At 69.3% G+C, this 25786-nt stretch carries 26 protein-coding genes; 11 read left to right on the top strand and 15 right to left on the bottom strand.

Going from position 1 to position 25786, the window contains the following annotated elements; translation table 11 throughout:
- Positions 1-135: 135 nt before the first annotated feature.
- Entirely contained in the window at positions 136-1803 is a 1668-nt protein-coding gene (locus tag ACWDUM_RS10600) for an L-lactate permease (RefSeq protein WP_450133926.1), read from the bottom strand.
- Between the two features lie 189 nt (positions 1804-1992).
- Between ACWDUM_RS10600 and ACWDUM_RS10595 the strand changes: the two genes are divergently transcribed.
- From ACWDUM_RS10595 to ACWDUM_RS10585, 3 genes are read left to right on the top strand one after another with little or no spacing between them, the layout of a single operon-like run.
- On the top strand, positions 1993-2748 hold the full coding sequence (locus ACWDUM_RS10595) for a (Fe-S)-binding protein (protein ID WP_450133925.1): 756 nt from the start codon (positions 1993-1995) through the stop codon (positions 2746-2748).
- Positions 2745-4301 carry a LutB/LldF family L-lactate oxidation iron-sulfur protein gene (locus ACWDUM_RS10590; RefSeq protein ID WP_450133924.1) on the top strand — a complete coding sequence of 519 codons (1557 nt, stop codon included), beginning with the start codon at positions 2745-2747 and terminating at the stop codon, positions 4299-4301. The genes ACWDUM_RS10595 and ACWDUM_RS10590 overlap by 4 nt, the downstream gene beginning before the upstream one ends.
- Complete coding sequence (locus ACWDUM_RS10585) at positions 4298-4921, top strand: LutC/YkgG family protein (RefSeq protein WP_450133923.1); 624 nt, start codon at positions 4298-4300, stop codon at positions 4919-4921. The genes ACWDUM_RS10590 and ACWDUM_RS10585 overlap by 4 nt, the downstream gene beginning before the upstream one ends.
- A gap of 67 nt (positions 4922-4988) precedes the next feature.
- Here the strand turns inward: ACWDUM_RS10585 and ACWDUM_RS10580 are convergent, their stop codons facing one another.
- From ACWDUM_RS10580 to ACWDUM_RS10565, 4 genes are all read right to left on the bottom strand, one after another.
- Entirely contained in the window at positions 4989-5903 is a 915-nt protein-coding gene (locus tag ACWDUM_RS10580; protein WP_450133922.1) for a DUF5926 family protein, read from the bottom strand.
- A 64-nt stretch (positions 5904-5967) separates the two neighbouring features.
- Complete coding sequence (locus tag ACWDUM_RS10575; RefSeq protein WP_450112522.1) at positions 5968-6723, bottom strand: glycerophosphodiester phosphodiesterase; 756 nt, start codon at positions 6721-6723, stop codon at positions 5968-5970.
- A complete protein-coding gene (locus ACWDUM_RS10570; RefSeq protein WP_450133921.1) occupies positions 6720-7625 on the bottom strand; it encodes a DUF4328 domain-containing protein in 906 nt (301 codons plus the stop codon). The genes ACWDUM_RS10575 and ACWDUM_RS10570 overlap by 4 nt, the downstream gene beginning before the upstream one ends.
- A complete protein-coding gene (locus ACWDUM_RS10565) occupies positions 7626-7967 on the bottom strand; it encodes a rhodanese-like domain-containing protein (RefSeq protein WP_450112520.1) in 342 nt (113 codons plus the stop codon).
- A 343-nt stretch (positions 7968-8310) separates the two neighbouring features.
- Here ACWDUM_RS10565 and ACWDUM_RS10560 point away from each other — a divergent pair, with 343 nt between their 5' ends.
- Positions 8311-9240, top strand: a complete 930-nt coding sequence (locus tag ACWDUM_RS10560; protein ID WP_450112519.1) for an LLM class F420-dependent oxidoreductase — start codon at positions 8311-8313, stop codon at positions 9238-9240.
- A gap of 86 nt (positions 9241-9326) precedes the next feature.
- Here the strand turns inward: ACWDUM_RS10560 and ACWDUM_RS10555 are convergent, their stop codons facing one another.
- The 3 genes from ACWDUM_RS10555 to ACWDUM_RS10545 all read right to left on the bottom strand — a co-directional run bounded on the left by ACWDUM_RS10555 (position 9327) and on the right by ACWDUM_RS10545 (position 11873).
- Positions 9327-9923 carry an Rv1733c family protein gene (locus tag ACWDUM_RS10555; protein ID WP_450133920.1) on the bottom strand — a complete coding sequence of 199 codons (597 nt, stop codon included), beginning with the start codon at positions 9921-9923 and terminating at the stop codon, positions 9327-9329.
- 123 nt (positions 9924-10046) lie between these two features.
- Positions 10047-10715 carry a peptide-methionine (S)-S-oxide reductase MsrA gene (msrA, locus tag ACWDUM_RS10550; protein ID WP_450133919.1) on the bottom strand — a complete coding sequence of 223 codons (669 nt, stop codon included), beginning with the start codon at positions 10713-10715 and terminating at the stop codon, positions 10047-10049.
- A gap of 9 nt (positions 10716-10724) precedes the next feature.
- Complete coding sequence (locus ACWDUM_RS10545) at positions 10725-11873, bottom strand: acyltransferase family protein (protein ID WP_450112650.1); 1149 nt, start codon at positions 11871-11873, stop codon at positions 10725-10727.
- Between the two features lie 215 nt (positions 11874-12088).
- On the opposite strand from ACWDUM_RS10545, the gene ACWDUM_RS10540 reads away from it, so the two are divergent.
- The 4 genes from ACWDUM_RS10540 (at position 12089) to ACWDUM_RS10525 (ending at position 15300) form a co-directional block, all read left to right on the top strand.
- Positions 12089-12712 (top strand): superoxide dismutase, encoded by a 624-nt coding sequence (locus tag ACWDUM_RS10540; RefSeq protein ID WP_450112516.1) that lies wholly within the window; start codon positions 12089-12091, stop codon positions 12710-12712.
- A gap of 122 nt (positions 12713-12834) precedes the next feature.
- Complete coding sequence (locus ACWDUM_RS10535; protein WP_450133918.1) at positions 12835-13680, top strand: SMP-30/gluconolactonase/LRE family protein; 846 nt, start codon at positions 12835-12837, stop codon at positions 13678-13680.
- Positions 13681-13789: 109 nt separating this feature from the next.
- Complete coding sequence (locus ACWDUM_RS10530) at positions 13790-14317, top strand: peptidase (protein ID WP_450112514.1); 528 nt, start codon at positions 13790-13792, stop codon at positions 14315-14317.
- A gap of 278 nt (positions 14318-14595) precedes the next feature.
- Positions 14596-15300: a TMEM165/GDT1 family protein gene (locus ACWDUM_RS10525; protein WP_450133917.1), complete on the top strand. Its 705-nt coding sequence runs from the start codon at positions 14596-14598 to the stop codon at positions 15298-15300.
- 4 nt (positions 15301-15304) lie between these two features.
- Here ACWDUM_RS10525 and ACWDUM_RS10520 read toward each other — a convergent pair whose 3' ends face one another.
- The 6 genes from ACWDUM_RS10520 to ACWDUM_RS10495 form a co-directional block, all read right to left on the bottom strand.
- Positions 15305-16024, bottom strand: a complete 720-nt coding sequence (locus ACWDUM_RS10520; RefSeq protein ID WP_450133916.1) for a hypothetical protein — start codon at positions 16022-16024, stop codon at positions 15305-15307.
- 751 nt (positions 16025-16775) lie between these two features.
- Positions 16776-17444 (bottom strand): hypothetical protein, encoded by a 669-nt coding sequence (locus tag ACWDUM_RS10515; RefSeq protein WP_450133915.1) that lies wholly within the window; start codon positions 17442-17444, stop codon positions 16776-16778.
- A gap of 335 nt (positions 17445-17779) precedes the next feature.
- Positions 17780-18772, bottom strand: a complete 993-nt coding sequence (locus ACWDUM_RS10510; protein WP_450133914.1) for a hypothetical protein — start codon at positions 18770-18772, stop codon at positions 17780-17782.
- 510 nt (positions 18773-19282) lie between these two features.
- Positions 19283-19945, bottom strand: coding sequence for a hypothetical protein (locus tag ACWDUM_RS10505; protein WP_450133913.1), 663 nt, complete (start codon positions 19943-19945; stop codon positions 19283-19285).
- 1337 nt (positions 19946-21282) lie between these two features.
- Entirely contained in the window at positions 21283-22056 is a 774-nt protein-coding gene (locus ACWDUM_RS10500) for an ankyrin repeat domain-containing protein (protein ID WP_450133912.1), read from the bottom strand.
- On the bottom strand, positions 22053-22640 hold the full coding sequence (locus ACWDUM_RS10495; RefSeq protein ID WP_450133911.1) for a GlcG/HbpS family heme-binding protein: 588 nt from the start codon (positions 22638-22640) through the stop codon (positions 22053-22055). Before ACWDUM_RS10495 ends, ACWDUM_RS10500 begins: the two co-directional genes overlap by 4 nt.
- Before the next feature lie 155 nt (positions 22641-22795).
- Between ACWDUM_RS10495 and ACWDUM_RS10490 the strand changes: the two genes are divergently transcribed.
- Both ACWDUM_RS10490 and ACWDUM_RS10485 read left to right on the top strand, forming a co-directional pair.
- A complete protein-coding gene (locus ACWDUM_RS10490) occupies positions 22796-23935 on the top strand; it encodes a sensor histidine kinase (RefSeq protein ID WP_450134196.1) in 1140 nt (379 codons plus the stop codon).
- On the top strand, positions 23932-24552 hold the full coding sequence (locus ACWDUM_RS10485; RefSeq protein WP_450133910.1) for a response regulator: 621 nt from the start codon (positions 23932-23934) through the stop codon (positions 24550-24552). Before ACWDUM_RS10490 ends, ACWDUM_RS10485 begins: the two co-directional genes overlap by 4 nt.
- 11 nt (positions 24553-24563) lie before the next feature.
- Here the strand turns inward: ACWDUM_RS10485 and ACWDUM_RS10480 are convergent, their stop codons facing one another.
- A complete protein-coding gene (locus ACWDUM_RS10480; protein ID WP_450133909.1) occupies positions 24564-25106 on the bottom strand; it encodes a YaeQ family protein in 543 nt (180 codons plus the stop codon).
- Positions 25107-25355: 249 nt separating this feature from the next.
- Here ACWDUM_RS10480 and ACWDUM_RS10475 point away from each other — a divergent pair, with 249 nt between their 5' ends.
- Positions 25356-25754 carry a PPOX class F420-dependent oxidoreductase gene (locus ACWDUM_RS10475; RefSeq protein WP_450133908.1) on the top strand — a complete coding sequence of 133 codons (399 nt, stop codon included), beginning with the start codon at positions 25356-25358 and terminating at the stop codon, positions 25752-25754.
- Positions 25755-25786 lie beyond the last annotated feature (32 nt).

Raw genomic sequence — 25786 nt, 5'->3', positions numbered from 1 at the left:
TGGCGAAACGATCGTCGTCCGGCAAGGCGGAGGAGAAGCCGATACCGGGGTTGTATCGGCGCCGACGACAACGCAGCGGGGCGGCGATTGGGCGCCAGGAGCGCCGAAACGGGGATTGGGAGACACGCCCTGTCCTCACGGCAGCATCCAACCCAGCACCGGGGTGGACTGCAGGTACACGAGCGTGCACAGGATCAGCAGCATGCCGAGGCTGTACCCGATCACCTTGCGCAGGAGCACCGGTTCGCTGCCCGCCTGCCCGACCGCGGTCGCCGCGATGGTCAGGTTCTGCGGGCTGACCAGCTTGCCGACGACGCCACCGGAGGTGTTCGCCGCGACCAGCAGCGTCGGGTCGATGCCGGCGTGCTGGCCTGCGGTCTGCTGCAGCTTCGCGAACAGGGCGTTCGCCGAGGTGTCGGAGCCGGTGACGGCGGTCCCGAGCCAGCCGAGGATCGGCGAGAAGAACGCGAAGACGGCGCCCGTCCCCGCGAGCCAGGTGCCGATGGCGACGGTCTGCCCGGACTGGTTCATCACGTAGCTGAGGCCGAGCACGGTCGCGACGGTGGCGATGGACAGCCGCATCTTCACCAGGGTGTGACCGAACGTGGTCGCCGCGGCGCCGAACGTCATCGGGAACCGGCCGCCGCTGTCGACCAGGGTGTACACGGCGGTCACGACGAGGCCGCAGAGCAGCAGTAGGGTGCCCGGGTTCGACAGCCAGGAGAACGTGTAGACCGCGCTGGACGCGGGATCGCCGCTGCCGGTGAGCAGGTTGCCGTACAGGCCGGGCCAGTGCACCTTGCGGTCGGTGCCGGTCAGCCAGTTCGGCAGATCGAACCCGACGGTCCACAGCTTGGCGACACCGAACACGACGACCACCAGCAGGTACGGCATCAGCGCGAGCAGCACCCGCGACGGGCCGAGCGGTTCGGGTTCGACGTGCGAGCGTTGGTCGTCGGGGGTGGCGGGCGCCCAGAAGCGCAGCATGAGCACCGCGGCCCCGAGGCCCGCGAGCGAGGCGACGACGTCGGTGAGCTCGTAGGAGAAGTGGCTCGAGCACCAGAACTGGGCGAACGCGAACACCGCACCGGTGACCAGGGCGATCGGCCAGACCTGCCGCATACCGCGACGCCCGTCGACCAGGAACAGCAGCAGCAGCGGCACGAACAGCGCAAGCAGCGGGGTCTGGCGGCCGACGACGGCGGCGATGTCGGTGGCCGGGATGCCGGTCAGGTTGCCGGCGGTGGTGATCGGAATCGCCATGGCCCCGAACGCAACCGGCGCGGTGTTGGCGACCAGGACGGTCACGGCCGCCCGGATCGGCGGCATCCCGAGCGCGATCAGCATCGCGCCGGTGATCGCGACCGGGGCACCGAAGCCGGCGAGCGCCTCGAGCATGCCGCCGAAGCAGAACGCGATGAGCATCGCCTGCACGCGCATGTCGCCGCGACCGATGGAGTTGAACACCCGGCGCAGATCCTCGAACCGGCCGCTGACGACGGTCAGTTCGTAGAACCAGATCGCGGTGACCACGATCCACATGACCGGGAAGAGGCCGAAGGCGATGCCCTGCAGCGCCGACAACGCGGTCAGCGAGACCGGCATCGAGAACCCGACGATCGCGACCACCGCCGCCACCGCGAGCGCGCCGAGGCCGGAGTACCAGGCCTTGAGCTTGAAGCCGGCGAGCAGCACGAAGAACGTCAGCAGCGGGGTCAGGCCGACGAGAGCCGACGCGGTCAGGTTGTGCGCGACGGCGTCGGTGGCCGGGGTGAAGGTCACCGCCAGGTGGTCGGTAGCCACATGTAACTCCTGTGATGGTGCCGCAGGTCGCGGCGGATTTCGACGTCGACTGTGTGGTCAGACCACAGCAAGGTACACCATGACCCCGGTCACAATCGAGACCTGAGCCGGGTTCGGAGCGAATCTTGCGAAATCGCGCTGACCGTGGGTTACTGTGGTCAGACCACATCGACGATTGCGGAGATCCACATGCGAATCGCGCTGTTCGCGACCTGCATCGGGGACACGATGTTCCCGAACGCGGCCAAGGCCACCGCCCTGCTCCTGACCCGGCTCGGGCACGACGTGGTGTTCCCGCCCGGCCAGACCTGCTGCGGGCAGATGCACGTCAACACCGGCTACCAGCCGGACGCACTGCCGCTGGTGACGAACTACGCCGACGAGTTCGGGGACGCGTCCTTCGACGCGGTCGTCGCCCCGTCGGGGTCCTGCGTCGGCTCGGTTCGGCACCAGCACGAGATCGTCGCCGCCCGCTACGGCTCGACCGCGCTGCGCGAGCGGGTGGAAACGGTCAAGACCAAGACCTACGAGCTGTCCGAACTGCTGGTCGACGTCCTCGGCGTGACCGACGTCGGCGCCTGGTTCCCGCACCGGGTCACCTACCACCCCACCTGCCACTCACTGCGGATGCTGCGGGTCGGCGACAAGCCGCTCCGGCTGCTGCGCGCGGTGCGCGACATCGACCTCGTCGAACTGCCGGACGCCGACTCCTGCTGTGGATTCGGCGGCACCTTCGCGATCAAGAACGCCGAGACCTCCACCGCAATGCTCGCCGACAAGATCCGCAACGTCGCGGCCACGGGCGCCGAATCCCTGTGCGCCGGTGACTCGTCCTGCCTGATGCACATCGGCGGCGGCATGTCGCGGCTGCAGATGGGCACCCGCACCATCCATCTCGCCGAGATCCTGGCGTCCGTCGAACCGAAGGAGGTGACCCCGGCATGAGCACCACGGCCAACCTCGGGGACTCGGGCCGACGCGTCGGACTCGGACTGCCCGCCGTCCCACCCCGCGCCCCGCAGGGCGTCGGGTTCCTGCGTGGCACCGAGTCGTTCCCGAAGGCCGCACACCACGAACTCGCCGATGCGCAACTGCGCCGAAACATCGGCAAGGCCACCCACACCATCCGGGCCAAGCGGCTGAAGGTCACCGGCGAGCTTCCGGACTGGGAGGCATTGCGCGACAGCGGCTCCGCGATCAAGACCGAGGTGATGAACCGGCTGCCGGAGCTGCTCGAGCAGCTCGAGGCCGCGGTCGTGGCGCGCGGCGGCGTCGTGCACTGGGCCGCGGACGCGGTCGAGGCGAACGCCATCGTCACCGACCTGATCCGTGCGACCGGCTCGACCGAGGTCATCAAGGTCAAGTCGATGGCCACCCAGGAGATCGAGCTCAACGAACACCTCGAGACGCAGGGCATCACCGCCTACGAGACCGATCTCGCGGAGCTGATCGTCCAGCTCGGCCACGACAAGCCCTCGCACATCCTGGTGCCCGCCATCCACCGCAACAGGTCGGAGATCCGCGAGATCTTCCTGCGCGAGATGGCCGACGTCGACCCCGACCTCGATTCCGAGCCCGCGCATCTCGCGGCCGCGGCACGGAAGTTCCTGCGGCACAAGTTCATGACGGTTCCCGTCGCGGTGTCGGGTGCAAACTTCGGGATCGCCGAGACCGGCACCCTCGGCGTCGTCGAATCCGAGGGCAACGGGCGCATGTGCCTGACCGTGCCGCAGACGCTGATCACCGTGATGGGCATCGAGAAGGTACTCCCCCGGTTCGCCGACCTGGAGGTGTTCCTGCAACTGCTGCCCCGCTCGTCGACCGGTGAGCGGATGAACCCGTACACGTCGATGTGGACGGGCGTCACCCCCGGTGACGGACCGCAGTCGTTCCACCTGGTGCTGCTCGACAACGGCCGCACCGCCGCCCTGGCCGACGAGATCGGCAGGCAGGCACTGCACTGCATCCGCTGCTCGGCCTGCCTGAACGTGTGCCCCGTGTACGAACGCACCGGCGGGCACGCCTACGGCTCCACCTATCCCGGGCCTATCGGCGCGGTGCTCACCCCGCAGCTGGCCGGGATGGACGCCCCCGACGACCCGAACGCCACGCTGCCGTTCGCGTCGAGCCTGTGCGGCGCCTGCTTCGATGCGTGCCCGGTCAAGATCGACATCCCGTCGCTGCTTGTCGAGCTTCGGCACCAGAAGGTGGAGAAGTCCGGCATGACGGCGGAGCGGGCCGCGATGAAGGCGGCGTCGGTCGCGATGAGCTCGGCCCGTCGATTCACGTTGGCGCAGAAGGCCGCCGGACTCGGCCGGTTGGCCGCCGGTAAGAAGGGCAGGATCTCGACACTGCCGCCGCCACTGAACGGATGGACCGCGGCCCGTGACATCCCGGCACCGCCGAAGCAAACCTTCCGGCAGTGGTGGGAGTCCGAGGAGGGCCGCGCCGCGATCGCCGACGCGAGCCCGAACGCACGACCGGGGGCGGACCGATGAGCGCGCGGGAGACCATCCTGGCTCGGATCCGGGATGCGCAGACGCTGGCTCCGCCTGCGCCACAGCAGGTTCCGCGCGAGTATCGGACCGGCCGCACGATGCCCGACGCCGAGCGAATCGACCTGCTGGTGGACCGGCTCGTCGACTACAAGGCGCACGTGCACCGCTGCACCCCGGCCGAGCTGCCCGGCACAGTCGCGCACGTACTGGACGGGATCGGTGCGCGCCGCGTCGGAGTACCTGCCGGACTGGACGATTCGTGGCTCACGGGATTCTCGGGCGAGGTGGTCGTGGACTCCTCGGACGTCCCGGCTCCGCAGCTGTCGGGCCTGGACGCCGTCCTGACGGCGTCCACCGTCACCTGCGCGGAGACCGGCACGATCTTCCTCGACGGCAGCGCCGACCAGGGCCGGCGCGCGCTGACCCTGGTGCCGGACGTGCACGTGTGCGTGGTCCCGGCGGACAGCGTCGAAGTCGGGGTGCCGGAGGCGCTGGCCCGGCTGGTGCCCGAGCGGCCGACGACGATGATCAGCGGACCGTCCGCCACCTCCGACATCGAGCTCGAACGGGTCGAGGGCGTGCACGGCCCCCGCAACCTGCACGTCGTGATCGTCGAATAGGCGCTGCGCGCCCGTGAGTCCTTTTGGCCCCCATAGGGACCAAAGGACTCACGGGCGGCGGAGCCGCCTATCGCAGCGTGACCTGGCGGCCGCGCAGGCCGTCGCGCGCGCGGCGCTCGTCGGAGTTCAGGGGCGCGTCGACGGCGAGGGCCTGGGCCAGGCGGTCACCGAGCTCCGCGGTCGCGGCCGCCCACTCCTGGGCATGCTTCTCGGGATCGAGGTCGAACACCGGCACCAGCAGGCCGTGCGTGCGGAACGAGCCGGCGTAGCGGGACCCCTCACCGAGGTGCAGGCCACCGGCGGCGTGCACGCGGGCCAGCGCCAGCATCAACTGGTCCTCGTCCTCGGGCCGCACCCACCGCAGGTGCGCCTTCTCGCCGGCGTCCACCCACCACGCGGCGACGACGCCGTCCGCCTCCAAGCGCGCCGACGGCATGATCACCGAGTTCGCCTGCTCGACGGTCGCCGCGACCTCCGGCGCCGGGGTGACACCCTCCGGGATCCACCAGTTGAAGTCCTGGTGGACGGTGATGTCCAGCGCCGCGGCCGGGTCGATCACGTCGGCCAGGCGCGGCCCGTCCGGCTGCGGGTTCGCCGCGGTCAGCGACTCACCCGGCGTCGCCGTCGACGCCCACGCGGCGGCCGTGCCCAGGTCGGCCGCCAGGTCCGGGGACTGCACCTGCACCTGCAGGCCGACGAAGCCGGTTGCGGCGTTCTCCTCGTCGCGAACGAGGGCCGCGACCGCACCGGGCAGCACCGTCGCGACGACGACCGGGCGCTCGCCCGACGACATCGGCAGCGGCGCGGTCGCGGACGGGACGAACTCGCGCAGCGCGATCAGGTCGCACTCGGCCGCGAGGCCCTCGAACGGACGCGGCACCGCGGTCGACGCGGTGGCCTCCTGCGCGGCACGCCGCTCGGCGAGCTTGGCGGCGCGGTTGCTTCCCGGCTTCGGACCACTGTTTCTTTTGCTCTTACCCACGTCGGGAAACCTACACGCACCGGGCGCGTCCACGAGTCGACCTGCGTTTCCCGGGGACCGGTGATCAGCCCGCCAGCCAGGCCTTGGTGCGCCCCGGGTGGTTCGTCGCGACCCACCCGACGCCGAGGTCGCGGCACAGTTCGACGTCGTCGCGCTCGTCCACCGTCCAGCAATACGTGGCACGGCCCGCCGCGGCGGCCCGGTCGACGATCTCGGGGTGCTCGCGCAGCGTCCGGATCGACGGGCCCACCGCAGTTGCGCCGACGGTGGTCGCGGCGCCACCGCCGAGGTACCGGGACGACTCCCCGAGCAGCACCGTCGGCAGCAGCGGCGCCGCCCGCCTGATCCGCCACACCGCGGCCGCCGAGAACGACATGACCACCGCCCGGGAATGGTCCGCGGAGGCGGGGGCGGACAGCCCGAAACGGGAGAGTTCGGCGAGCACCTTGCTCTCGACGAGACCGCCGTAGCGGACGGGATGTTTGGTCTCGATGAACAGTTTGGTCGGCGCGGGGTGGTCGAGGACGAGGGTGATCAGTTCCGCGAGGGTGAGCACCTGCTCCCCGTTGCCGCCGAACTCCAGAGTCGACAGGTGCTGGAGGGTCATCTCACTGACCACGCCCGACCCCGACGAGGTGCGGTCGACGGTGCGGTCGTGCACGCACACCAGGTGCCCGTCCCGGGTCAGCCGGACATCGCACTCGAGCCCGTCCGCGCCCTGCGCCAGCGCGAGTTCGTAGGCGGCGAGGGTGTGTTCGGGTCGGGCGGCGGACGCTCCGCGGTGCGCGACGACGAGTGGTCCCCTCCGGTCCGGGCTCATGCCGCCACCCACCGGGTCCCGGTTCGCGGCCGACCCCCGAGGTCGAGACCGTCGATGCGCCGCGTCACCAGCAGCGTCAGGACCGCGACCGCGGCCGCCACCAGATTCACAAGCACCGCCAGCAGGACGCCGTTCGCCCGGGCCTGCAGCGAGTCGTGGGAGCGCCACGCGACGCTGACGATCAACAGGACGCCGCCGAGCGCCCACGTCGCCCACCACACCCGCACCAGCGACCGGATCCGGGTTTCCGCGGAGGCGAGCTCGGTCAGGAACACCCCCGGCCACACCAGGTTCACCACCGGCACCAGGCAGCCGAACGCGATCGCCGAGGGCGAGCGCGGATCGGTGCGTCCGAGCCGTCCCCAGGCGGACCGGCGGGCACCGAGCAGCCAGGCGACCGCGGCCGCCGCGGCGGCGAACGCCACCAGCGGCGCCATCACACCGGCCGTGAAGACGAGACCGTCGGAGATCGCGAGCAGCGTGGGCGAGATCAGCGTGGTCCGGTTGCGCAGCAACAGGACATAGCGCAGCAGTTCCACCGCCGCCCCGGCCAGGAACAGCACGGCGGCGGCAACGAGCAGGGTCGGGGCGAGTTCGGCGAGCCGCTCGGTGCGGGTGGGCGCCGTCTCGCTCACTGCCGGCTCCGGGTCCAGCAGACCCCACCTCGGCACCTGCTGGTAGGACGGCGTGCGGTCGGTGACCGTCGCGCGGTCCGAGGCCGGTGGCCGGGCGCCCTCGGGTCGGCGGGCCACCCACCGGAAGTTGCGGCGCGAGGGCGGTTCCGGTCGTCCGGGCCGCGTCGGCGAGAGCAGCACGCCGCGGCATCCCGGGCACCACTGGGCGGGCGCGCCCACGACGGGCCAGCGGGCGGCGCAGCGGACACAGACCTGGACGGCGCTCATCTAGTAGATCTTCGCCGCCCTGTCGTCGTCCGCGACCAGCGGTCGACCGGACTTCTGCCAGGCCACCATTCCGCCGGTGACGCTGAACGCGTCGAACCCGGCGTCGTTGAGGTACTCGACGACGGCGACCGACCGGCCACCGGACCGGCACACCACGTAGACCTCGGCGTCGATGTCGATCTCGTCCCGCCGGGCGGGCACGTCGACCATCGGAATGTGCAGGGCGTCCGGCGCGTGACCGTCCGCCCACTCGTCGTCCTCCCGGATGTCGAGCAGCACCGATCCGGCGTCCGGCACCGGCACCTCCGAGACGGGGATCGAGGGAACGTCACCGAAGCTCACAACTCGATAGTGTCACGTCCCGCTCGGCGCGGCAGCGGAGCACCTCGCACAGGTGGCGAGGAACCGCCGAAGGCCCCCCAACGGTCGCCGTGACGGCGTGCGGGCGGCGTCCGCGCGATTCCCCAACCGCTCGGTCGCGGGTTGATCCCCAGGGCGAATTCCACAGCCTATGGATGGCCCCGGCCGTGTCTTCCACAGCGAATCCGGCCGAAGAGCGACATTTTGTGACACGCACCACAGGTTATGCACCGGGTTATCCACAGTTTCCACAACCCAGTCCACAGATAGTGCACAACGCTACGAGTGGAGCGGGCCGATCGGTGATGGGGCACAGTTGACAGTCATGGAACTGCGAATCTTCACCGAACCACAGCAGGGCGCGACCTACGAACAGTTGCTCCGCGTCGCGCAGGCCGCCGAACAGGCCGGCTACGGCGCGTTCTTCCGTTCCGACCACTACCTCGCGATGAACACCGAGGGCCTGCCGGGTCCCACGGATGCGTGGATCACGCTCGCCGGCATCGCCCGCGAGACGTCGACCATCCGGCTCGGCACCCTCGTCACCTCCGCGACCTTCCGTCACCCCGGACCGTTGGCGATCTCCGTGGCGCAGGTCGACGCGATGAGCGGCGGCCGCGTCGACCTCGGCATCGGCGCCGGCTGGTACGAGGAGGAGCACCTCGCCTACGGCATCCCGTTCCCCCCGCTCAAGGAGCGTTTCGACCGACTCGAGGACACCCTCGCCGTGATCACCGGCATGTGGAAGACGCCGCTCGGTGAGACCTTCTCCTACGACGGCGCCCACCACCGCGTGCTCGACTCCCCCGCGCTGCCGAAGCCGCACCAGCACCCCGGGCCGCCGATCCTGATCGGTGGCAACGGCCGCAAGCGCACCCCCGCACTGACGGCGCGCTACGCCGACGAGTTCAACCTGCCGTTCGGTTCGCTGGAGGCGACGGCGACCCAGTTCGACCGGGTCCGCGAGGCATGCCGCGCGATCGATCGGGATCCCGCCGACCTGGTGTACTCCAACGCGCTGGTGCTGTGCTGCGGCCGTGACGACGCCGAGATCGCACGGCGCGCCGCCGCGATCGGCCGCGAGGTCGACGAGCTCCGCACGAACGGTCTCGCCGGATCGCCCGCCGAAATCGTCGACAAGATCGGTCGCTACGGCGAACTCGGGACCTCCCGGGTCTACCTGCAGACCCTCGACCTCGACGACCTCGACCACCTGGACCTGGTCGCGTCGGAGGTCATGCCGCAGCTCGGCTGACCCCGGGTTCTCTCGAATGGCCCATTCGTTCACTCAGACCGAACGAATGGGCCATTCGGGAACCGGTGGATGGGGACGCGGGCCGGTCAGTGCGAGGTCGCGGATCCCAGGAAGGCGCTGATCTGCCGGCTCCACTCCCGCTCGCGGTACCGGTTCAGTGCTGCGCGGGCGCCGAGGAAGCCGCAGGCGGCGATCAGCATGGTCGACGTCCAGGTGAACAGGCCGACGATGATGCCGCCGGTGGTCGCCGCGGTCGCGGTGATCGGTGCGCCGGAAAGGTTGCCGTCGCCGTCGACCCAGATGGTCAGCTCGGTGCCGGCGCGGGCCCCCGGGTCGACGGACACCTCCGCGCGGTGCTCCCCGCCGGCCGCCACCCACCGGGCGGGGGCGGAGTCGGCGCTGACCGGCACACCGTCCGTGGGCAACGACCGGGTGGTCGCGTCGGCGACGGTGGTCGCGGTGACCTGGCGGTAGTCCCGCGCCTGCTGCTCGGCGAGGGCGGACTGGCTGTCACCGGCGAGGTTGCCGAGCCACACGGACAGCGGAATCAGGACGACGGCCAGCAGGATCACCCCGACCGCGAGAAGGCCCTCGAGGCGGTCGAAGCGCCGCCGCAACGGATCGTGACCTCGGCGCAGCGACCGCCGCGTCAGTGCGGCATAGCCGAACGCGTCCCGCCACATCGCCCGCCCCCGTCCTGGTCGCCCGTTCAGGTCCCTCGTTCCAGAGTCGACCCGGTCTCGATCAAGATCAAGTCATCGAGGACGCCATCACATGTGAGGTGGGTCACTGTCATGGCGCGCGTGTCAGGCCTCGAGCCCGACCGGGCAGCTCACGCCGGTGGCGTGCACCGGGCAGTAGCCGCCGGGATTCTTCGACAGGTACTGCTGGTGGTAGGCCTCGGCGTAGTAGAAGGTGCCCAGCGGGGCGATCTCGGTGGTGACCTCGCCGTACCCGGCGGCGGCCAGCCGCGCGCCGAACGCCGCGGCCGTGCCGCCCGCCGTCTCGGCCTGCGCGGCATCGACGGTGTAGATCGCCGAGCGGTACTGGGTGCCCCGGTCGTTGCCCTGACGCATCCCCTGCGTCGGATCGTGGTTCTCCCAGAACTGTTGCAGCACTCCGGCGTACGTGATCACCTTCGGATCGAAGACGACGAGGACCACCTCGGTGTGCCCGGTGCGGCCGGAGCACACCTCCTCGTAGGTGGGGTTCGGGGTGAAGCCGCCGGCGTATCCGACGGCGGTGCTGTACACGCCGTCCAGTTGCCAGAACTCCTTCTCCGCACCCCAGAAGCACCCCATCCCCACGACCGCGGTCTGCAGCCCCTCCGGGAACGGTGGGGTCAGGGCGTGCCCGTTCACGTGATGGGCGACCGGCACCCGCATCGGATCGGGCCGGCCGGGCAGCGCCTGATCGGCGGTGATCAGCACGGACTTCGCGGCGGACTGACGGAGAATGTCGTCGAACCAGGACATGCCCCGATGCTACGCGCGGTCCGCACCGTCGGATTCGGCTCGCACGGCCTGTGCCGGGGCGGGTTTCGGTGCGCCGACGCGGGAGGCCACCGATCCGACCCACCGCCCGGCGGGGACCTCCACCGCCCGGTAGAGCAGCTCGGCCGCGGCGGCGGTGACGGCCAGGAACACGAGGACGGCGCCGGTCTTGCCGAACAGTCCCACGGTCCAGTCGTAGGCGCGGTAGAGGATCAGGGTGTGCAGCAGATAGATGGCGTAGCTGCGGGTGCCGGTCCACCGGATCACCGACCAGCGCGCGATCGGGCCGTCGTGGCGGGCCAGCGTCAGCACCGCGACGGCGACGACCGCGATCGTCCACAGGTACCGGTCACCGGCCCAGTAGGCGCGGAGGTCGGTGGCCAGGAGAACCACCTCGACCTGCGCGAGGGCCGCGACGACCAGCCAGCGCCAGCTCGCCATGCCGGTCCACGCCATGTAGATGATCTGGCCGATGAACACGGCGGGCAGGGTCGCGGCCACCTTGGTGAGCATCGGCACCGAATACGGCTGCGGGACGTACTGGTTGTAGAGGAGCACCGCGCAGCACAGCACGGCGCCCAGGACCGGGACGGCGGCCGGCGCGACGCGCAGCAGCGGCCGCGTCGCGACGCTGTACAGGTAGAAGATGATCTGCACGACCAGCGTCCACGTCACCCCGAGCACCGCGACCTCGGGCTTGAGGAAGAAGCCGCCGAGCACGAAGCTGAGCGCGGCCTGCCCGTTCGTCACGCCGTCCTGCCCGCTGAACATGCCGTTGATCCCGAGCTTGACCAGCAGAACCGCCAGCGCGATCGCGATCCACAACGCGGGCAGCAGCCGGCCGATCCGGTTGACCAGGAACATGCCCGGATGGTTGCGGGCGGCGGACGCCGTCAACAGGAGCCCGGTGAGCATCATGAACACCGCGACGCCGAGGAACGACAGGTGCTGGTGCAGTCGCAGCCCCTTGACGAACAGGTCGTAGACGCCGTCGATCAGCCACCAACCGGTGCCGAGATCGTCGATCAGGTAGTACGAGATGTGCGAGTACAGGACCGCCAGCACCGCGAGGGTCCGCAGCAGATCGGCACCGCCGAAGTGCAGTCGCCGGGCCGCGTCGGCGGTGCCGACCCCGCGCATGGCGGGTTCGACGGTCGGCTCGGGCACCACCCGATATTAAGGTTCCGTTCACCCTGGAGACGAATTCCGTGCGGTCCCAGGCTGCGGCGACACGGCCGGGCGCGTGACGGCAAATATTGCGGACGGTGTACCAATGAGCTTGGGTTAGAGCCCGAGCAAGGATCAAAAGAAGGTACACGCCGGGCGTAACCCGCGCCCGTAAGGAAGGGACCGAAGTGTCTGTCTACACGCTGCCTGAACTGCCCTACGACTACGCCGCCCTCGAGCCGCACATCTCCGGCAAGATCATGGAGCTGCACCACGACAAGCACCACGCCGCGTACGTCGCTGGCGCCAACACCGCCCTCGAGAAGCTCGCCGAGCTCCGTGAGGCCGACGCCCTCGCCCCCGTGGTGAACCTGCACGAGAAGAACCTCGCCTTCCACCTCGGTGGCCACACCAACCACACGGTCTTCTGGAACAACCTGTCCCCGAACGGTGGCGACAAGCCGGAGGGCGAGCTGGCCGCCGCGATCGACGACCAGTTCGGCAGCTTCGACGCGTTCCGCAGCCACTTCTCGGCCAACGCCAACGCCATCCAGGGCTCCGGCTGGTCCATCCTGGCCTGGGACTCGATCGGTCAGCGGCTGATCATCGTCCAGCTGTACGACCAGCAGGGCAACATCTCCATCGGCCTGACCCCTCTGCTCATGCTCGACATGTGGGAGCACGCCTTCTACCTCGACTACCAGAACGTCAAGGGCGACTACGTCAAGGCATTCTGGAACATCGTGAACTGGGCGGACGTCGCCGCGCGCTTCGAGAAGGCCCGCACCGCCACCGCCGGTCTGATCGCCTGACCTGCGACTACGCATCGCGCGGCGACGCCGCACCCGTCTCCCGGGTGTGGCGTCGCCGCTTTTCCGGGGAGCGTCCGGGTTCGGGGGGTCGCATTCGCCGCCCACGGTCGTATCGTGAAGTGGTGACCGTGACGGTGGACACACTCGTCGACGGGCTCGCCTTCCCGGTGGGCGCGCAGTGGCACGCAGGTCACCTCTGGTTCTCGGATCACTTCTCGGGCACGGTGCTGGCGTTCGACCCCGTCACCGGCGCCCTGAACACGGTCGCCGAAGTCCCCGGACTGCCCGCCGGGCTGGGATTCCTTCCGGACGGGCGCCTGCTGATCGCCTCCAGCCACGACCAACTGTTGCTGCGCCGCGAGGTCGACGGCGCCGTGATCGTGCACGCCGACCTCGCAGGCGTCACCACCCGCCGCCTCGCCGACATCCAGGTGGGCCCCGACGGTCGCGCGTACGTCGGCAGCCGCGGCGACGACGACGCGCCCGCGTCGACCGCCGACCTGGCGATGGTCGAACCCGACGGCACGGTGCACGACGTCGCGTGCTCGTTGACCTGCACCGGCGGCATGGTGGTCAGCGCGGACGGCGCCACCCTGACCGTCGCGGAGAGTCGCGCGGTCCCGCCGCGGCTCACGGCGTTCACGATTGCGCCGGACGGCAGCCTGGAGCAGCAGCGGGTGTTCGCCGAGTTCGACGAGGCCGCGCAGCCGGAGGGGCTCGCGATCGACGCCGAGGACGGCATCTGGGTGGTCTCCCCGAGCACCGGCGAGGTGGTGCGGTTCGACGCCGACGGATCGGTCACCGAGCGACTGACCGTGCACGGTCCGTACTCCGTCGCATTGGGCGGCGACGACGGCCGCGACCTGTTCGTCTGTGCCGCCCGCACCGCCGTCCCGGAGGACGCGGCCCGGGACCTCGCGGGCGCGGTGCTCCGGCTCCGGGTCGGCGTCCCGGGCCGCGGTTTCTGACCGGCCTCCTGGCACTCGACCCGAGTTGTCTGCCAGCCGTTTTGGGCGCATTCTTGAGGTATCCGCCGGCAGCGTCGCCGGGACGCGCGACCATGGTCAGGAGGCGGGCATGAGCAGAAGCGAATACATCGGGGTCTCCCCGTTCCACGCCGCGGGCGCACTGCGCGGGTTCGTCATCTCCGGCCGCTGGCCGGACACCACCAAGGAGTGGGCGCAGCTGCTGGTCCTCGCCGTCCGGGTCGCATCGCTGCCCGGGTTGCTGTCCACCTCAACGGTTTTCGGCGCCCGCGAGGAACTCCCGGAGGACCCCCAGCCCGGCACCGTCGGCCTGGTGCTCGCCGAGGGGCCCGTCATCGGCGAATCTGCCGTCACGCCAGGCTGTTTCGCGGAGCGTCAGCCGCCCGCGCTGATGATGCTGCACCCGCCGTCCGAGACGGTGCCGTCGCTGCCGGAGTGCGTGGGCGCCGCGTCCGGCTGCGTGCTGCTGCCCGGACTCCCCTATCTCGGCCTCGACCATCGCGCCGCGTGGGTGGAGACCGAGGCCGACGGCACGGTCACCTCGATGGTCAGCCGCGTGAGCCTGGACCCGAACAGCGACCCCGACACCGCGATTTTGGCGATGCTGCTGGCCGCCTGACCGAGCCCGAAAGTTCAAAGTTCGGGTTCCCAAACTTGTTGCCGCGCTTGGCAAATTAGCCATACCTGGGTAGTCTTTCGGTCAGCGAAGGGGAGTAGCCCCCAATCGAGCAGTCGACATACTGGCCAGACCCTCGGCCGTTTTGAACGACACGGGTCCGCCCGGCTGCCCGAACCGGTTTCCGCCGGTGGGCGAGACCTTCGGTCGTCGACGCACCCGCGTCGGGGACCGGAGGAGCGTCCCCAACATCCTCCGAGAAGTCGAACGGAGGAGTTCACGTGCTTGCCGCCCTGCTGCTGAGTTTCGGTGTCATCTTCGTCGCCGAGCTCGGCGACAAGTCCCAGCTGATGGCGATGACCTTCGCGTTGCGCTACCGGTGGTGGGTGGTGATCGGCGGCATCACCGTCGCCACCACGGTCGTGCATCTCGTCTCGGTCGGTGTCGGCCACTACCTCGGCGTCGCGATCCCCACGAACCTGATCAGCATCATCGGCGGCCTGGCGTTCGTGTTCTTCGCGGCGTGGACGTTGCGCGGCGACAGCCTCACCGACGAGGAACAGGGCAAGGCGGGCCGCGTCGGCACCTCCGCGTTCCTGGCGGTCGCGTCGGCGTTCTTCCTCGCCGAACTCGGCGACAAGACGATGCTCGCGACCATCACCCTCGCCGCCGACAACGACTGGGTCGGCGTGTGGATCGGCTCCACGATCGGCATGGTCGCCGCCGACGCCCTCGCCATCGTCGTCGGCGCGGTCCTCGGCAAGCATCTGCCCGAACGCTTCATCCAGCTCGCCGCCGCGACCCTGTTCCTCGTCTTCGGTGTGCTGTTGCTGCTCGACGGCCTGTTCCCCGGCAACCCCGCCGGCCCGATCGCCGCGGCATCCATCCTCCTGGCCGCGGTGGCGGCGGGCATCGTGCACTGGGCGCGCTCGCGGACCGCCCGCCCCGAACCGGTCGAGGAGCCCCGCGAGCCCCTCGACCGGTAACCCGTCAGGAGCCAGTGCTGCCCGTCCCACCGTTGTCGGCGTCGGAGCGGATGTCTTCGCTCATGATCCATCCCTGGACCGCGGGAACTTCGGTGCCCGTGGCGGTCATTCCGGTGGTTCCCTGGAAGTCCTCGTCGGGCGCCCGGTAGGTGAAGGTGACGGACACGCTGCTGCTTTCGAACCTGCCGGCGTCGTATCCCGGAGGGATCGCCCAGCCCCCGGCAGGCGCCATGACCGTGACGTCTCCGGAGACAGGGTCGACCACGGTCGTGAAGTCCTCCAACTTCTCGTGGACAGGGGCGCCGGAGTCGGTTGGCGTCCCCCGGGCCGCAGTGACCCCGATCAACTCGAAGCCCTTCGGTACGTGGTGGGTGAAGCTCGTCACGTCGACATCCGCTGCGGGATCATCGTAGGCGGCTTCCACGCCTCGGACGCCGACGTGGAACTGGACCTCGGCACCCGGAGCAGCAACCTTGTGCCCGCCGTAATAGAAGTTGTGGTCGCCGACAATCTTCGACTTCAGGAACGAATCTTCGTAGCAGTAGGGCCGCGCGTCGCCCAAGCCATCCTGACCGGGGACGCACTGGGGCGCCACGTTCTGCCAGATCTCGTCCATCCACGACGGCAACCCGACCGCGGTGCCCGCACCCATCACCGCACCACCCGCGGCAATCGTCAGCGCTGCAAGCACCGACCCACCCGCTCGCACGAAACTTCCTACCATCGACACGATCTCCCTCCGAAGCAAGAGGCAGACGAGCCCGATACCCGCCCCACCCCCGAAGCGCGCCTGAGACTACCGCCCGATCCCGGCGCACACATCAGGTTTCACGAGCCGGTTTTGCGCAGGTCAGAGCGTTAAACACGGGACGGTCCGGTCGATGGTCGGGGCGGCGAACTGTCCGGAATCGGGGTAGGTCACCGAGCCGCTGTACTCGCCGACAGGTGTCGCAGAATCGGTTGCGTCCGTGTGACCTGAACGCACAGCTGGTCCCACTGGCTACCGTGAGATCAGGGGCGCAACTCCATACTCCGGCCCCTTCCGTCGCTATCATGCTGCGGCAGTACGATATTCCCTGATCAGGTCATGACACAAACCGAGAACGGTTCCTGCCTACGCGAGCCGATGCTCCTCGATCGGCGTGCCGAAACCCGTTCCGTTCAGGCAGCCTCACCGACGAGGAACAGAGCAAGGCGGGCCGCGTCGGCACCTCCGCATTTCTTGCCGTCGCCTCCGCGTTCTTCCTTGCCGACTTGGCGGCAAGACGATCACCCTCGCCGCCGACAACGCACTGGCCATCGTGGTCGGCGGGGTCCTCGGTAGGCGCCTGACCGAACGTCTTCATCCAATGAGGCTCCGCGACACTGTTTCTCGTGTTCGGCGTGACGATGCTCCTCGACGGACTGGCCCCGGAAGCGCCCGGCAGAATCGATCGCCGCCGCCTCGATCCTCGCGGTCGCCTTCACCGCGGGTCCTACGCCCCGTAACCCCCCTGTCCCTCGGCGGCGCTGCCGGAGCTACCGAAAGGGTCTAGATCAGGCGTGACCTGGGTGACCCCCGACGCCACCCAACCCGAATCCGGCACCCCGGTACCGCTGAATCGAAGCGCGGTCTCTCCGTCGGTGACGTACTCGGTTGCCACGTAGGTCAACTCCATGTTGATCTCGTCCGAGCGCCATCCCCAGGCGGTCTGCGAGGCCGGGAGGTCCATCGACCCCGTGGCAGCCGTCACTGTCACATCGGCCGTCTCGGGATCGACGGTGTACGTCAGGTCAAGTGGGGTCGTGGTCCAAACCCCTGAAGCCCCTGAAGCCCCTGAAAGTGAAGCTTTTCCGCCCTTGAACTCGAATCCTCGTGGGGTACGGATGGTGGCGCTTGCAAGCTCCAAGCCTGACTGCGGATCAGCCAGTTCCCCGAGTTTGGTTATCGAGAAGTACGCCCTCACAACGGCTTCTTCGCCGCGGAGCACCTGTTCACGTCCGGTGAGTGCCGCTTGAAAGTTCTCGACAGAAGCCCGATCCTCAAAACGAAGATCGTCGCATGGCATACCCCCAGTCCAGGCCCAGTCCTGGTCGGTGAAGGGTTCACACGCTCCCACCGTCCAAGTCCCACTGCCGAGGCCGGCATCCTCCAGCCCGAACACGAGTGACCCCACAAGTGGGGTCAAGCCCAGATCCAGGGACTGAGCTCCCGCAGTGCCCGCACTCGCCACCCCACTTGCGACAATCGCCAACGCCGCGAGCATCGCCCCGCCCGCACGCACCAAATGTCCTGCCATCGAAACGATCTCCCTCCACAGGGGAGCTGACGGCCTCATGCCCGCCCCCACACCCCCGACCTTGCCGAAGGGTATCGGATGAAACCGAGCAACGCCGTGGAATCGCAATGCTTCTTTGCGCAGGTAAATGCGTTAAACACGCCCGAATCGGAGGGTGCCGGACTGCGGTCGGGGAGCTCCCCGTCGACCGCAGACAGCCGTCATGAGCCGGAGCTGCCGAAGAGCCTGGAGCTACCGACGGTGCTCCCGGAGTTGATGGTGCTGACGAGTTCAGGAACGACCTGAGTCTTTCCTGTCAGAACCCAATCGGACTCAGGGGTCCCCGTGCCGCTGAAGCGCACAGCGGCCTCCCCTTGGCTGACGTACTCGGTTGCTTCGTAGTTCAGCACCACCGTGACCGATCCGGTCCTGAATCGGCCGTCGGAGTTCTGGTAGCTGGGTATCGCCCACCCGCCCGCCGGGGCCGTGGCGGTGACGTCGCCGGTGGCCGGGTCGACGGCGAATGTCGCGTCGAGCATTTGGGCCAAACCGGCTTTCACCTCCCCACCGGTGAACACGAAGCCGCGTGGGGTTCGGACCGTCGTGCTCGCGATCTGCAGATTCGGCTGCTGATCGAAGATCGGGGGCTCGACCCAGAAGGTCGTCTCCATCTGGGCGGTGTCACCACGATCCAGTTCCCTGGTTCCCTTGAACCCCACGCCGATGTCCCCGACGACCGCTCGGCTGCTGAACCGCCCATCGTCACACGGCATGTTGTCCTGCGAGATCGGTGGGCAGGGAGGAAATCCGATGACGGTGAAGTCAAAAAGAAGATCCCCGACCGACCCTTGGAACCCTTCTTCCGACGACTGCGCACCCGCGGAACCCACCCCGGCCAACGCACCACCCGCGACAATCGCCAACGCCGCCAGCACCGCCCCGCCCGCCCGCACAATCCGACCCACCATCGACACGATCTCCCTCCGCGCCGGGAAGCCGACGAGCCCGATACCCGCGCGCACACCCCCCGACAGCGCCCAAGAGTATGGGCTGAAGCGCGACGCCAACGCAGAATCGAGTTGCGACTTTACACAGGTCAAAGCGTTAAACGCCGCATCGGTGGATCGCCATTCACCAGGCGCGTGCCGCGACGCCGCCGCCCTTTCGGTTTCAGAATGACCGCAGTGCTGGCCCTCGCGGTCGGTGTCATGCACTGGGCGCGTCGCACACCGCCGCCCGACCGGTCGAGGCACCCGAGAGCCCTCGACCGGTCGGCAGCCGTCAGGAACCGGAGCTACCTGAGCCGCCGGGCTCAGGGGCACCCTGGGTTGCGCCCGTAACCACCCACTCCGACTCCGGAATACCGGTACCGCTGAAGCGAAGCGCGGACTCCCCGTTGGTCACCGGCTCCTTCACCTTGTAGGTCAGCTCCACTTTGACCGAGCCGGACTCATCGGTGGTCGGTGACCGAGATCCGATCTGGTATCCCGCGCAAGGGACGCACGGGGTTCTGCCAGATCTCGTCGGCCGAGCACCGGTGGCCTCGACAACTCGAGGCCGGCGGTGGCGTTCAGGAGCCGGAACTGCCGGACGATCCGCAGCCGGACACGGCGGTACCGGTCGTCGCCGATGGGCCGGTGATCGGCGAATCAGACCTCACCCCTTGGTTCTTCGGACACGGGTGCGGTCTCACCGGACCGCACCCGGCCCGGACACCCGCAGCTCTACGCGGGTTCACCTTCGGCCTGCTGACTGCTGCCAGACCAGTCCATAACGTCAAACCAGCTGGGCACAAGCAGCGTGTTGGTGGCCCCCTTGAGCACCCACCCCGAATCAGGCACCCCGCTGCCACTGAACCGCAACGCGGTCTCCGCAGCGGTCAGTGAGAGCCCGCCCGCCCGATAGGTCAACTCCATGTTGACGTTGCCTGTCCAACCACCACCGGGGGCCGCGACCGTGACATCCCCGGTCGCGGGATCGACCGTGAAGGTCGCCTCGACCTCCGTGCCGTTCAGCTTGACCGTCCCGCCCTTGAACTCGAAGCCGTGCGGGGTACGGACGGTCGCACTCGAGAGCTCGACACCGGCCTTGCGAGCCCTGAAACCTGCTCGCACCGCATGGTTCTCACCAGCGTACACACGCTCACGCCCCGAGAGCCACACATCGAAGTCCCCCACCGGCGCGTACGCCTCGAATCGGAGATCGTCACAGAGGGCCTGAGGAAGCTCGTCCTCGTCGGTGAACGGCTTACACACCGGCGCTCCGGCGGTTGAACCCGGATCCACGGAGAACGCCCCCGCGCCACCCCCACCGGCGACCACACCACCCGCGGCCATCGCCAACACCGCAAGCGCCGCACCACCCGCACGCGCCACACGACCCACCATCACGATCTCCCTCTGCGCCGGAAGCCGGTCGGCCCATTGCCCCCCCGCGCCCCGATCGCCCGCACACCGTAGAGGATGGTACGGACGGACCGGACGAAATCGATCAGATTCACACCCACCGGCCGAAGCGCTAAACGCTTACACCGCAACGATCAGCGACCAGCCGCTGCACGCACCTCACAGCCAACGATCGCACTTGTTGGGCTACTTGGGTTTTACAGGACGATCGCAGATACCGTCGAATCGGTCTCATCCGCGTTCCTCCTCGCGAGTTCGGCGACAAGACCGCACTGCCGGTCGAGGAGACTCACGAAACCTCGACCGGTAGGCGGCTGGCGCGTGCTCCTACGCCCCGTAGCCGCCGTCACCGCGATCGAGACTGCCGGAGAACCCTCCGAGATCAGGCAGCCCCCCGGGTGGGACCTATTGCCACCCAACCCGAGTCCGGCACCCCGGTACCGCTGAATCGAAGCGAGGTTTCCCCGTCACCGACGAACTCGGTTGCCACGTAGGTCAGCTCCATGCGGACGGCACCTGAGAAGAATTCCGAGGCACTCTGCCCGGTGGGGATGCGCATGGACCCCGAGGAAGCCGTGACCGTCACATCACCGCTCCACTTTGACCGAGCCGGATTCAGCAGTTGACCACCCGACGGGATAGGCACTCACCGTGACATCGCCGGTGTCGCGATCGGACTTGTAGATTGCACCGAGGGCTGCACTTGGTGACGTGAGAGTTGGCCTTCCACTGGCGAACTCGAATCCGGGCGGAGTACGGAATGTGACGCTTGTGACCTCCAACCCTGCCGAGTCCCGAGACTCGGCGTGCGTGAAGATTGCCCTCATGACGACGGTGTCGCCAGGGCTCACCTGGTCCGGGCCTGTGAGTCTCACTCCGAAGCCCCCGACCGTCACTTGGTTCTGATAACGGCAGTCGTCACAGGGCATTCCGCCCGGGCCGACGTCGGTATCGTTGGTCGGGTAGCAGTCCGGCACCCCGTCGACCACGAAGACACTGTCTATCACCCCCCTACGAAGTCTCCGAATGCCTCCTCGAGATCTGAACTGGAGGACTCTGCTCCTGCAGCATCCGCTCCAGCCAGCGCACCGCTCCCGACGATCGTCAACGCCGCGAGCACCGACCCACCCGCACGCACTGCACGCCCTGCCGTTGACACGCTCTCCCTCCGCGGCGGGAAGCCGACGAGCCCGATGCCCTCCCCCCTCCCGACGGCCCGCAGGACAGGCGATCGCACCGGCGCGTCACCGCGAAATCGCACCGACGACTTTGCGCAGGTCACAGCGTTAGGCACCAAATCTCGACCAACGCTGCGTTCCTCACCTGTCGCCGCGGGCGCGGAGCAACGCCGCCACTTCGTGCTGGCCCCGCTGCAGCGCGTTCTGGATAGCGGTGCGGTCCTGCGCGTCGCGGATGGACGGTTCCGCGCCTGCGTCGAGCAGCTGCCCGACGACATCGACATACCGCGCCGACCCGTCGCCGTAGACGATCGCCTCGTGCAGCGCCGTCCAACCCGGGTCGTTGACGTGGTTCACCGGCACACCCGCCCGGATGAGCGTCCGCACGGTTTCGACATGCCCGTGCTCGGCTGCCGGGATCAGCGCTGTTCCGCCGAAACGGTTGAGGCTCCACACATCCGCGCCGTGGGCGAGGGTGAGGGCGAGGATCTCGTTCAGGCCCTCGGCGCCGGCGTAGAGGAACGCCGAATCCTGCATGCTGTCCTTGGCGTTCACGTCGGCACCCGCCTCGATCAACGCAGTGGCCGCGGCGACCGCGTTCCCCTTCGTCGCCGCGACCAGCGGAGTCCGGTCGCCCTCTCCCCGGGCCTCGAGGTCGGCGCCGCGAATCAACGCCTCGCGCACCGCATCCGCATCGTTCGTCCGGGCGGCAGCGAACAACGCGTCCTCGAGCTCGCGCGTCGACGCCGGTGGGGCTCCGCCCGTCGCGGCGGGCGGGGCCGGGGTCTCGGGCGGTGCGGTCTCGACATTCGAAACAGCTGCGGGAGAGTCACCCTCGATGGGAATCCCGCTTCCGCACGCACTCACGGTCAGGGCCGCGGCCGTCAGGACCGCGGCCGCGACCCCGGACCTCACTTCAGACTTCCCGCGATCGCGGCGAGACCCGCTGCGGCACAGGCCTGGTCGGCGTTGCCGTCGGGTGCACCGCCGACCCCGATGCCGGCGATCGAGGCGTTGCCCACCTTCACCGTGACCCCGCCGGGCAGGAACAGAGTGCCCGGCAGGTCGGCGACGGTCGGGCCGTCGCCCTTCGCGCGGCCGGCGAGGTCGCTGGTGTTCGCGCCGAACGCTACGGCGGTGTAGCCCTTGGCCCGCGACGCCTCGACAGTGTGCTGGGCGGCGTTGTCGCCGCGGAGCATGGCCTGCACGTTGCCGGCACGGTCGACCACGGACACGGTGACGAAGCCGAGTCCGTCGGCCTGGCACTTGGCCAGCGCGGCCTGCGCGGCGCGACCGGCCGTGGCCACCGACAGCCGGTTCGCACTCACCGTGCCCGCGTCACCGTCGGCCTGCTGCTGCGACACCACCGCGGCGGGGGTCATCTCGGTGGTCGGCGCCGCGGCGGCGTCCTCGGGCGCACCGCAGGCCGTCGCGGCGAGCAGGGCCACCGCGGGCACGGTGATGGCAAGGGCACGGGGCAGGCGGCGGGAGACGGTCATCGTCGAACCTTTCGTCGGGTGGTTAATCGATCGATTCGAGCCTCGCCCCGGAACCCCCGGTTCGGCATCGCCCGCCCGTCTGCCCCGGTGTCGGCCGTTCGGGTGGCACCGGATCATCCGAATGGCCGATCCGCGGCCACTCCGTCGTCCGTAGGATCGGCGCGGTGCAGGACAAGGCCCTCCGCGGCCCGCTGGGCGTCGCGATCCACCTCTCCTTCTACGTGCTGCTGGCGGCGTCCACGGCGCGGTACCTGACGTACCACGGGATCAGCGGGCGATGGGTGGTCGTCGCCGGTCTGATCGTCGTGCTGGCTGCGCTGTACGCCGTGATCGTGGTGCTGTCCCGCCGCGGCGGGGTGTGGCAGCCGTGGGTGTGGCCGGTGCTGACGACGTGGGTGGCGCTGGTGTGGCTGGCGCCGAGCTTCGCGTGGACCGCGTTCCCGATCTTCTTCCTGTGCACCCGGGCCTTTCCCCGGTGGACTGCGTACCTGATCGTCGCCGCCCTCGCGGTTTTCGCGGGTGTGGAGTTCGCGTCGTTCAGCGGCCGCACCGAGTGGGCTGTCCTGTTGGCCCCGTTGTGCACGGGGGCGCTGGTCGTCCTGGCGTACGGGCAGGTCGAACGGGACAGCGCCGAGCGCGAACGGTTGCTCGGCGAACTCGTCGAGGCCAAGTCGAAGCTCGCCGAGACCGAGCGCGAGGCCGGGGTGCTGTCGGAGCGGGAGCGGCTCGCGCGCGAGATCCACGACACCGTCACCCAGGGGCTGACGAGCGCGCTGCTTCACCTCGAGGCCGCCGAGGAGATGGAACCCGGGCAGCGGTCCCGGGGCGAGGTCCGCACCGCGACGACGCTGCTGCGGGAGAATCTCGCCGCGACGCGCGACCTCGTGCACCACCTCAGCTCGCCGGACCTGGCCACCCAGTCCCTCGACGCCGCGCTCCTGGCGGCCGTCCGCGGCTACGTGCCCTCCGCGCAGCTGCGCGTGGTCGGCGAGGCGGTGCCGCTGCCGTCCGACGTCGAGCACGCGCTGCTGCGGATCACGCAGAGCGCGGCGTCGAACATCCGCAGGCACGCGCACGCGCAGACTGTCGGAGTGACCCTCACGTACCTGCCGGGCGCCGTTGCCCTCGACATCTACGACGACGGCGTCGGCTTCGTCGTCGGCGACGCCGGCGGCTTCGGGCTGCTCGCGATGCGTCAGCGGGTCGAGTCACTCGGCGGCACGTTCGCGGTCGAGAGCTCCCCCGGCGAGGGCACCGTCGTCGCGGCGCAGATCCCGGTCGGGGACGCGTCATGATCTCCGTACTGCTGGTCGACGACCATCTGGTGGTGCGGGCCGGGCTGCGCGCCCTGCTGGACTCTCAGACGGACATCGAGGTGGTCGGCGAAGCGGACAGCGGCGAGGACGCCGTTTCACTGTGCTCCGACCGCTCCCCCGACCTGGTGATGATGGACCTCGCGCTTGGCGCCGGGATCGACGGTGTGGAGGCCATCCGCCGGATCCGTGCCGACCGGCCCGAGCAGCCGGTGCTGGTGTTCACCACCTACGACACCGACGCCGACGTGGTCCGCGCGCTCGACGTGGGCGCGATCGGCTACCTGCTCAAGGACTCCGCGCCCCGGGACATCTTCGCCGCGATCCGCGGGGCCGTCACCGGCCAGAGCGTGCTGTCGCCGCCTGTCGCGGCGCGGGTGCTGGACCGGATGCGCCGCCCGGACCAGGCCCTGACCGCCCGCGAGGCGGAACTGCTGGCGCTGCTGGCGGAGGGGCTGACGAACAAGGAACTCGGCCGGCGGCTGTTCATCAGCGAGGCCACGGTGAAGACCCACCTCGCGCACATCTACGCGAAGCTCGGCGTCGACTCGCGGGCCGCCGCCGTCTCGATCGCCTTGCGGCGGGACGGGATTCGCTGAGCCGGGGCCGACTACGCGAGGCGATGCTCCTCGATCGGCGTGCTGAAACCCGTTCCGTTCAGTTCGAGGAACAGCGACCGCTCGGTGACGGAGATGGCGGCGGTGTTGCGGCGTTCGACGGCTGCGGCAGCCGCATCGACGAAGGAGCGGTCGAAGCTGTAGAGAGGAATGGATTCGGCCCGGTGGATTCGCTTGCCGGTGAGCGGCGCCAGGACCTTCGCCGGGTCGCGGTGGGTGTAGATGGCGACGCGGTCGGCGAGTTTGGCGGCGCGGTGGATGCGGTCGGCGTCGGGTGCGCCGATGTCGATCCAGGCGGTGAGGCGGCCGGTGAGGTCGCGGACGAGGACGGCGGGCTCGTCGGCGGTGGACACCCCACCGACGCTGAAGGCGATGCCGTCCTCGTACTCGAGGCAGTAGGCCAACAGTCGCGTCAGCATGAACTCGGCGGTTTCGGACGGATGCCGCGCGACCCGCAGTTCCAGGTCCTGGTAGACACCGCGATCGACGTCGGCCAACTGGAGGGTGAAGGTGTACAGGGTCGCGCTGAGTGCCATGAGTGCAGGAGCTTAACCGGGCCGCACGAGGGTGAGCCGCCGGGCAGGCGCGACACATGTTCCGCGGCCGACGCCGGGTGGTCGTCGATCGCCCTGCGAGCCTTCCATGCGTTCCCGAGGCATCGACCAGGTGAAGCCACAGGACTGATCGGTCGGATTGCCGCTGGAAGATCGTCGATAGACCGCCGTCGCGGCGGTGTCGGGAGGACACTGGAGGTGTCACGTCGTCACCCACGGGAGGGGTTGGACATGACCGAACAGGTACCCCCGAAATCCGTCGCCGCCGCCAAGGTGGTGCTGCTGCAGACCCGCAAGCGGGACGGGACCTGGGTGGACACACCGGTGAACATCGCCGTCGACGGCACCCACACCTATTTCCGCACCCCCGGCCGGGCGTCGAAGAACAAGCGCCTGCGCAACTTCCCCGAGGTGCGGTTGAGCCCCTGCAGTTGGTCAGGCAAGCCGACCGGACCGGAGCCCGTCGCGGCAACCGCCCGGCTGCTGTCGGGACCAGAGAACGAGGCCGCCTCGCACGCAATCGACCACCGCTTCCCCGTCCTGCAAGGGGTGCTGGTGCGGGCGACGCACAAGGTGATGCGCACGCCGACGCTCCATTACGAGCTGACGAACTTCCACACCCCGGACTGACCACCATGGGTATCGGATCCGAGCGGTTTCAC

This window comes from Rhodococcus sp. NPDC003322, from assembly GCF_053589555.1.
Note: the sequence above shows the minus strand (reverse complement) of the source record. Positions and strands in the feature narration are given on the sequence as shown.